Below are 4,818 nucleotides of genomic sequence, written 5' to 3'. Positions count from 1 at the left end.
CCCCCCTTCCGCCTTGCGGAAGGGGGCCGGTCTTTACAAGCCGAAGGGCACCTCGACCCGAAACCTTCGAGCCGAGGTGCCCCTCGCCGGTACCTGGGATGTCAGCGCATCTTGGCCAGCATCTCCTGCATCCGTTGAATCTCGATGCTCTGGTCGGCGTTGAACTCCCGGGCGAGCTGGTCGGTGGCCGGCTCGAGCCCGCCACCGGACTCGTACAGGTCGTGCACCATCACGATCGCTCCCTCGTGGTGACGAATCATGAAGGTGAGGAAGAGCCGGTCGAACTCCACGTCGCGCGCCTGCTTGAGCTGGTCGAGCTGCTCGCCGGTGAGCATCCCCGGCATCTGCTTGTGCCCGCCGTGACCCGCGTTCGGCCCCGTGGTCGGCACACCGCGATCCTCGAGCCAACGCTGCATCAATGCAATCTCGTCATGCTGCGACACGTCGATCCGCTTGGCGAGCAGAGCGATGTCCGGGTTGTCGGTACGGCCCGACACGAGTGCCGTCATCGCCAACGCCTGCTCGTGGTGCGGGATCATGCCCTGGATGAACAGCGTGTCGGCCGCGGTGAACTTGGGCGGCGAGATCTGCGCCAGGTCCTCCTCCGACAATGTTCTGCCCGCCTGGCCCGGCGCGCCCGGCTGGACCACGTGCGAGCTCGGCGGACGGTACGGCGGCTCGCTGTCCGGCCAGAGGGCGACGGTCACCCCCGAGCCGACCGCGGCCGTGACGACCACGGCCGAAATGATCACGCGACGAGACAGCGGCATGACTCACGTACCAATCTCAGCTTGAGCTGCGCAGAAACGAAGGCCATCGTGCCTCATGCCCGGCCCCCTGACCAGGGACCGGCCGGCTGTTGGTAGCTCGACCACGGGTCAACGGATGGCTGCTCACGCCGGACGAACGGACCAGGCGGACTTTCAGGTCTCTGCCGGGAATCCTGGTGGCTCGTCGTCCAGCTGCTCGACCGTCTGGACCATCCAGAACACGGCGAACAGCGCGGCCACGACAATCTCCAGCACGAAGAGGCTGATGACATCGGCAAACATCAGCGCGGCCCCGACCGTGGCGACGCCCACCATCGCCCACGCAATCTTGGCGTAGTACTCCGGTGAACCGACCAGCGCGTCACGCAGGGTTCGCTCCGCCGAAGCATCGCCGCGCTGCTTGCGCTGACGCCGAAGTGCATTGGCCATCGCCACGATGACGATGCAGGCCAACAGGCCAACAGCGGCGAAATAGTGCGCGTGGTCGATGAACCACTCGGCGTACGCCCAGAATGCGACCCCTCCGCCCGCGAGAACGATCGAGGCCGCCCCGAATCCCCACCAGACCTTCCGGGCGTCGCTCGTGTCGACGCGGTGTCTCGATCTGTCTCTCAACGCGAAGAGCAAGGTGGCGAGGAGGCCCAGAACGCCCACAGCCAGCAGGGCGATCATGTTGTTCTCGACGTTCGCTCTGGTGGCGGCGGCCAACCCCAGGATCGTGGGGCAGTCCAGACTTGTCGACGCTGCCTCGGTCAGCAGCGGGCCGGACGCCTCCTCGCAGGCGCGAACCGCCGCCCGGTAGTCCTCGCCACGTGAGGTGGGAACGATCGCGACCACGGCCGCGAACATGCCGCCGAAGTTGAGGAAGACGTCCTCGACATCGGTGGTCCCCCGCAGAGCGATCATGCATGCGCCGAGACCGATCAGGGCACCGACGAAGATCCCCTGCGCGGGGGTGTAGTAGTAGGCACTCACCGACGAGAGGAAGAATCCCTGACGCCAGGTCTGATAGAACACCGCTACGGCCAGGCCGACCAGCAGAGCGACCATCGTCGTTCGCAGGTAGGTGTATGTCTTCGCCCGGAAATCCCCTGACATTCGACCCTCCTGGATTTCGGGAAGGGATCGCGTCGTGTAGAGAACGTGCGCCCCGGCGAGCGGCGGCGTCCAGGATGGTGTCGCCAAGCCGACAGTCGCCCGCGCGAACCGACTACTTGACGCGCCGACGAACGGCGTCCGACATTGGATGTGTTCGTTGAAAGGTGACACACCGTGCACATCGAGATCGCCGGCCATGCGGATCTCGATCGGGCGGAGGCGCTGGTCTCGTGGCTTGAACGCCCCCATCTCGACCGGGTCACCATCACTCTGCCCGGACTCGACACCACGGAACGTGAGCGAACCGCGGTAACCCTCCGCCACCTGTTCAACGACTGCGGCTGCGCCTGGGGGCTCGCCGCGCTCGTCGTCGCCGGAGCCGGTTCCCTCCTGGCCTGGCCGAGTGGCGGCCGGGGCATCGCCGTCGCCGTACTCGGCTGTCTGCTGGCGGCCGCCGCCGGCAAGCTCCTCGGCCTGGCGTGGAGCCGCCGACGCCTGCTCGCGCTGCTGCACCACCTGCGTTCAGCGTCCTGACCCGCGGAAGGGGGATCTCATGGCACTCGTCTGCACCGAAATCACCGAATGGGTCGAGGAGAAGATCTCCAAACCCGTCGAGGAGTGGGAGGAACGACAGGAGAAGCGGTGCAAGGACTATCCCTGGTACGACCCGCGCGGCTGGGTCTGCTGGTTCGTCACGATCCTGGTGAAGGTCGTCCGTTGGGTGGTCGTCACCGTCGGCAAGTGGGTCGTCCGCACGGTCTGCAAGATCGTCGCCGTCGTCGTCGAGGCGGTCATCGAGATCGTCGGCGGGCTCTGGGACGTGATCGTCGGCATCTTCACGCTCGACTGGCGGCGGATCCTCGACGGCCTGCTCCGGATCGGGCTCGGACTGGTCCTCGGGATCATCCGGCTGGGCCGCATCGTGCTGCTCGGCGACACCATCGAATACATCATCGAGGAGATCAACCGGGAGCGGCTCCGCCGGTACGTACGCGGCCTGCTGGAGGCGAAGTACGACGGCGACACGCTGGCCGAGATCAAGGAGGCGATCCGCCTCGACCACGGCGCGTTCGGGCTGCGCCTGCACGCGACCGCGTACCGGACGATGCTCGACTCGGAAGCCCCGTCACCACGCGAGCCGGCCGCGCCCAACCTGGTGGTACTGCACGAGCAGGGCGCGATCAACCTGCGCGCGCTCTGCGGCTTCGAGTTCGACGAGGGCTTCTGGAACCGCAAGCGCTACAAGACGCTGAAGAAGGGGCCGGTGCTGGGCGGCGGTGGCGGTGGCGAGTTCGACAACCCGATCTCCGCCGACGAACTGGACGCCTACCTGACGTCACGCGGTGCGGAGGGGCCGAAGTTCATCGTGCTGCCGATGCGGGACGGCGCACTGGACACGAAGGTGTCGACGGCCAGCGAGAAGGGCCGCGAGCTGGCGCTGATGCTGGACTTCGACCAGGACCGGCGGGAGGTCACCGAGGCCGGCCACATCGTGCACACCGGTTCCAGCCCGGCCCAGGTCAGATTCCTCCGGGACGTACTCGGCCGGCGGGACAAGCCCACGGACCCGGCGGGCGCGACCGCCGACCTCTGCCACCCGGTCGTCGCCGGGGTGTTCCGCTACACCAACACGCTGCGTGGGCTGGCGAGCAACCTGCACGAGAGCCAGTGCGGCCTGGACGCACATGACGCCTCCGGCGCCACCTTCGTCGACAACCTCCCGGACGCGATCTGGAAGTACGTGCCGATCCACGAACTCGGTCACTGCTTCGGCCTCTGCCACACCGACGGGGTAGACAAGATCATGTACTCGCCCAAGACCAACAGTTGGTGGCGCGGCTGGTCGATCCCCCGAAGCCTGCTGAACATCTACCTTGAGGGCGAGCCGTCCTTCACCTTCGCCGAGGCGAAGGCGACCTGGGACTACATCGTGGCCCACTTCGCCCCGCAGTGCCTGGGCGCGCGCCCGATCGTCATCGGCGCCGCACCGGCACCCCGTACCGCAGCCGACGGGTCCGTTGTCGGCGTGCCGCCGACCTCAGACTGACGGAGAGCCGAAGGGAGCGGCAGCTGCTGCTGCCGCTCCCCCACGTGCCGCTCTTATGTTGCTCACTTGCCTGGCTTGTAGCGCCGCTCGATGTGGCCCTTGAGGTCATCGGGGTAGAAATAGACGGGCCGGAGGTTGCCGCTCGCGTAGCGTTCGGCCTGGTCGGTGAAGTGCGGCGAGTCGGGATTCCCGCTGTTGCCGCCCTCCCTTACCGCCCATGCGCGCAGCCTCGGCCCAAACTCCACGACCGCCACAAAGGTGTTGCCGCTGGTGGCGTAGAAGCCCCTCGTTCCCGGCCGGCGCGCCCCCGGGTACGTGGCGAGGGAACCCCATGTCCCGGAGGTGAACGGCACCGGGATGCTCGGCTTCGCATCGTCGAACGTCTGGACGATCTCGCCGTCGTTGCGCTGAAAGCGGTTGATCTCGCCCCAAGGCACTTGCCAGCTGCCAAAATCTTCTGTCAGCCGGTCCACTGCAGCGTCGAGCGACGCGAGTCGCTGCGCATCGGTGGCGCGCGACCCCGCGGCCCAGAATATGGCGAGCGAGGTCGCAGTCGAATCCGCGCCCCAGCGATAGTCCCAGCCGCGTAGCAGGCTGATCGGGCCGGCGAGCCTCGCCTTCTGCTGGTTGCCCTCAGGGAGACTGTCCCAGGCTGCGACGAGCTGCGGTATGAGCCCGGCGAAGGCACCGAGGTAGGAGTCGAAGGCAACATCGCGCAGCGTCTGCGGGGTGAAGTCGTTCCGCCCGGCCATCAGCTGAATGACATGCCGCCCGCGCTCGTTCTCGCTGCCCGTGTTGAAGTAGGGGGGATAGTCAGCGGCGTTGGGGCTGTCCGCGCCCGCGCTGGTCCAGGGCCAGTTGTTCGTGTTGAACGCCCAGCCATTTTGCGGATTCACTGCCTGC

The 4,818-nt window shown here is 67.1% G+C and carries 5 protein-coding genes; 2 read left to right on the top strand and 3 right to left on the bottom strand.

From position 1 onward, the window contains the following. Positions 1–101 precede the first annotated feature (101 nt). Positions 102–737 (bottom strand): DUF305 domain-containing protein, encoded by a 636-nt coding sequence (locus AB0M52_RS30635; RefSeq protein ID WP_363960932.1) that lies wholly within the window; start codon positions 735–737, stop codon positions 102–104. 186 nt (positions 738–923) lie between these two features. After that, complete coding sequence (locus tag AB0M52_RS30630) at positions 924–1,868, bottom strand: hypothetical protein (RefSeq protein ID WP_363960930.1); 945 nt, start codon at positions 1,866–1,868, stop codon at positions 924–926. 174 nt (positions 1,869–2,042) lie between these two features. Here AB0M52_RS30630 and AB0M52_RS30625 point away from each other — a divergent pair, with 174 nt between their 5' ends. Both AB0M52_RS30625 and AB0M52_RS30620 read left to right on the top strand, forming a co-directional pair. Beyond that, positions 2,043–2,402: a hypothetical protein gene (locus tag AB0M52_RS30625; RefSeq protein ID WP_363960928.1), complete on the top strand. Its 360-nt coding sequence runs from the start codon at positions 2,043–2,045 to the stop codon at positions 2,400–2,402. A 19-nt stretch (positions 2,403–2,421) separates the two neighbouring features. After that, positions 2,422–3,915 (top strand): hypothetical protein, encoded by a 1,494-nt coding sequence (locus tag AB0M52_RS30620; protein ID WP_363960926.1) that lies wholly within the window; start codon positions 2,422–2,424, stop codon positions 3,913–3,915. Positions 3,916–3,977: 62 nt separating this feature from the next. On the opposite strand, the gene AB0M52_RS30615 is transcribed toward AB0M52_RS30620, so the two are convergent. Continuing rightward, the coding region (locus AB0M52_RS30615; RefSeq protein WP_363960924.1) for a penicillin acylase family protein at positions 3,978–4,818 on the bottom strand (841 nt) is incomplete at its 5' end.

The organism is Micromonospora sp. NPDC051296 (assembly GCF_040682255.1).
Classification (GTDB): domain Bacteria; phylum Actinomycetota; class Actinomycetes; order Mycobacteriales; family Micromonosporaceae; genus Micromonospora; species Micromonospora craterilacus.
The sequence above is the reverse complement of the archived record's forward strand: the minus strand, read 5'-3'. Positions and strand labels throughout refer to the sequence as shown.